Source organism: Occallatibacter sp., assembly GCF_049802275.1.
In the GTDB taxonomy this organism is placed as follows: Bacteria; Acidobacteriota; Terriglobia; order Terriglobales; family Acidobacteriaceae; genus Telmatobacter.
Genome location: NZ_JBARMD010000152.1, coordinates 1 through 3,523, shown reverse-complemented (window position 1 = coordinate 3,523; position 3,523 = coordinate 1). Strand labels below are relative to the sequence as shown.

General features: G+C 59.3%; 3 protein-coding genes. 1 reads left to right on the top strand and 2 read right to left on the bottom strand.

Going from position 1 to position 3,523, the window contains the following annotated elements; genetic code table 11:
- Positions 1–1,222: dipeptidase (locus WA354_RS04900; protein WP_472811890.1), on the bottom strand; the 1,222-nt coding region annotated here is incomplete at its 3' end.
- 371 nt (positions 1,223–1,593) lie between these two features.
- On the opposite strand from WA354_RS04900, the gene WA354_RS04895 reads away from it, so the two are divergent.
- Positions 1,594–2,085 carry a hypothetical protein gene (locus tag WA354_RS04895; protein WP_472811889.1) on the top strand — a complete coding sequence of 164 codons (492 nt, stop codon included), beginning with the start codon at positions 1,594–1,596 and terminating at the stop codon, positions 2,083–2,085.
- A gap of 47 nt (positions 2,086–2,132) precedes the next feature.
- Here WA354_RS04895 and WA354_RS04890 read toward each other — a convergent pair.
- Positions 2,133–3,523: sialate O-acetylesterase (locus WA354_RS04890; RefSeq protein WP_472811888.1), on the bottom strand; the 1,391-nt coding region annotated here is incomplete at its 5' end.

Sequence of the window (3,523 nt, the reverse complement as noted above, 5' to 3'; positions counted from 1 at the left end):
GTTTATCGAATGGCTGCTTGTTCGTAATTCTTGGCCGGTTCTCCGCCTGCAGTTGCTTGCTCACTTCTTCCACTTCCTTAAAGACGCGAAGTAAGTTGCCGCCAAGGATTTTGCGGCAGTCTTCGGCGGAGTAGCCGCGTTCCATCAAGGCCGCAGTGATCTTGGGAATGTCTGCGGGGGAGTCGATGCCTTCGGGAAGCTGGCCGTTCACGCCATCGAAGTCGGAGCCGAGGCCTACGTGGTCCACGCCGGCTACCTTGGCGATGTGATCAATGTGATCTACGAGAGCCGACAGCGGCGGACGCGGAATGCGGTCGGCGTACTGGCGCTGAAGCTTCTCGATTGCGTCGGACGGGGCGTCTTTGCCTTCCGCCTTGTACTTGTCTTTAAGCGCCTGCACAGCCTTTTCAACTTCGGGCTGTTGTGCTTTCTGGGCGTCGCGATACTGCTGCGAAATGAAAGCCGAATAGAAATTCACCTGAACGACGCCACCCTTTGAGCCGGGACCGCCGGAGTTGGCAACGGCGCGGAGCATATCGTCAGTCATGTTGCGCGGAGCATCGCACAGCGCGCGGGCCGCAGAGTGTGAAGCGATGACTGGGGCGCGTGTGATGATGAGGGTGCGAAAGAAGGTACGGTCGGAGACGTGGGAGATGTCGACCATCATGCCGAGGCGGTTCATCTCGTAGACAACGTCTTTCCCGAATTCGCTCAGGCCTTCCTTAGTATGCGGAATCGAAGTGTCGTTGATGTCGCCGGAGGAATCGGCCCAACTGGTGGAGTTCGACCAGGTCAGCGTCATGTAGCGGACGCCGAGCGCATAGTACTGGCGCAGCAACGCGAGCGAATCTTCGATCGAATGACCGCCCTCGATCCCCATGAGCGCGGCAATCTTGTGCTCGCGATGAGCTAACTCGATGCCCTCGGGCGACGTGACGAACATCATCTTGTCAGAGTGCTTCGCGACTTGTTGCTTTACCGCGTCAATGAGGATGAGCGTGCGGCGCGCGAACTGGCCCTTGTTGGGACCGGGATCGACCCAGATGGAAAAGAACTCCGCGCCGAGGTTTCCCTTCTCTGCCGATTCAAGATTCCAGTTGCCACCATTGAGCGGATCGCCGAGATCATAGTTCTCGTCGACAAAACGCTGCGGCGTGTCGGCGTGGGTGTCGATCACGATAGCGGAGTGTTCGACTTGTTCGGGGGTAAGTTTCGTCGTCATCTTAGGGGAGGTCTTGGCTGAAGTTTGTGCGCACAACATGGCCGGAACTGCGACCACCAGGGAGGCAAGCAAAGCACGAGTCCGCATAGGCTTGGGAAGAGTGTACTAAAGCATGGGGCGTCAGGGTTTGTTCAATTGCGGATGAGAGCGCTGGAAGCTAAGAGCTTGCAGGAGCTGTTGGGGATCTTTATCCGGTTCGGAATTCGAGTCTTGGGACGTCGCATGCTCGTCTTTTTGTCTTCCGCTGCGAGATCCAGATAGTAACGTAGGGCGGGCGGCTGGAAGATGGATTTTTGTGTTTCCGGAGGATCGAGAGTGCTAAAATTCACTCCAAATCGTTCCCTGTTATGCGACGAAAGGGGTTACCGGTGATGCGTTTATTTCGCCACCTGTCCGTACTGGCTGTCCTTGCCGCTCTTGTGTTTGGTTCCTCACTGCGTTTGGGAGGCCAGAGCGCGGACTTGCCCGATAGCGCTCCGATTGCCACCATTGGCGCCGGATCGACGGTCGCGGTGAATGTCGACGTTGTTCTGCCTGCCAATCAGGGGACGATCTATTTCCAGGGTGGCGCAGTTACCACTTGGGAGCAGATCGACAAGAAGGCCCCGAGCTGCCGTCTTTCAGCGGTTGAGAGTCCCGTGGTGCGGCGCCTGGTCCCCGGCCGGAAAATCATTATTACCGGAACCCGGCAGAATAACGCCAGCGTCAACTTCTACGGCGACGTTCTCGAGTTTGAGGAGGACGCGACGGTGGGCGAGTTGCAATGCGCGCCTGGCCACAAGGGCGCGATGACAATCGGAGAGCTGAAGCAGGTCTTCGGCGGAATGTTCTCGCTGATCCAGGCGCCTCCAATCGTCGGCTAGCGGTTCCAGGTTCATCGATCTGGCTGCGTCTGGCCGATTCTTGGCGCCTACTTCTCTGACGTGAAGGGCGAGGCAGGCAGCCCTTCGCCGTTGAAGAGGTTGCACTGCGGGCTGTTGGCCCACCCGTAACGCACTCGAACGGGATTGGACACGTTTGGGCTTGAGGCTAAAATCGTCGCGCCATCAATGGTTGCCGTCGCTGTGGAGTAGTTTCCATCCTTGCCCGCGACCTCAACGCCGGTAACTGCACCGCCTTTGGCCATCAGTCCCTGCGCATGATCGAGATACACGCGAATCGAGCCACCTTCAGGGGTGGCCTGTCGAAACATGGGACCGGAGTACTCGACCGATTCACCGTAGGTCAAGGCGCGCGCGGCACGGGCAAGACGCAGGCCGACATCGAGCTTGTCTGTCGGGTGCACGTCGGTGGGATTCCCGATATCGATGGTGACCGCCATCGCCGTGTTGCGCATTGCCAGGGTGCGCACCTGTTGCTCGCGCAACTCAGCCCAATCTTCCGCGGGAGTCGAGGTGAAGTTGGAAATCTGCACGTAAAGAAATGGAAAATCGCCCACTGCCCATTGGCGGCGCCAGTCTTCGATGAGGGTACGCATAATGCGGTCATAGGAGTGAACACGCGCCAGCGCGCTATTGCTCTCGCCCTGGTACCAAAGGACGCCACGAATCGGCAACGGCGTTAGGGGCGCGATCATGCCGTTCCACAACAAGCCGGGTCCCCAGCTATTGAGTGGCGGATGCCAGGGAAACTGCGGGATCGGCTTGCCGGCGGCTTTGGCTTCGTCGCGCTGGAGTTGTTCGTCTTTTTCCTCGGCGACAGCATCGGCGGCGGTGTCGGTCATTTTTCCTCGCGCGACAAAGATCGGCGCGAGGGAGGCGTCTTCACCAAGGGCCGTGAGGCGTACCCAGGCTTCGCCTACAGTGCCGCCCCATGTCGCGTCGATAACGCCCACCGTCACGTGCTCGCGCGAAGCGATGTCCCGGGCAAAGTACCAGGCGACGGCGGAGAAGTCTTTCGCGGTCTCCGGAGTTGAAAGAGTCCAGCCATCGGTGTCGGCGTCAGGCATTGCGTATTCAGAAGACCGCTTGCGAATCATAAGCAGACGGATCTGCGGATTTGCGGCAGTGGGCAGATCCTGCGCGGCCGTGTTCGCCCGGCTCAGGGGAAATTCCATATTGGACTGGCCGGAAGCCACCCAGACATCGCCAACCATGATGTCGTCGAGGGTGATTGGCTGCTGCGGGGCCGTACTTGCGGCGGTCGCAGAAACGCCCTTCACGGTCAGTTGAAAAGGGCCGCCCGCCGAACCAGGTTTCAGATAGACGCTCCAGTGACCCAGCTGATCGGCTTCAGTGCCACGCGATTCGTCGCGGAAGGAGACGGCTACGGGCTGTCCCGGCGCAGCATTACCCCACACAT

What these genes read in the sequence shown, in the direction of transcription:
- WA354_RS04895 (WP_472811889.1), top strand. Translation starts at nt 1,594, where the DNA reads ATGCGTTTATTTCGCCACCTGTCCGTACTGGCTGTCCTTGCCGCTCTT.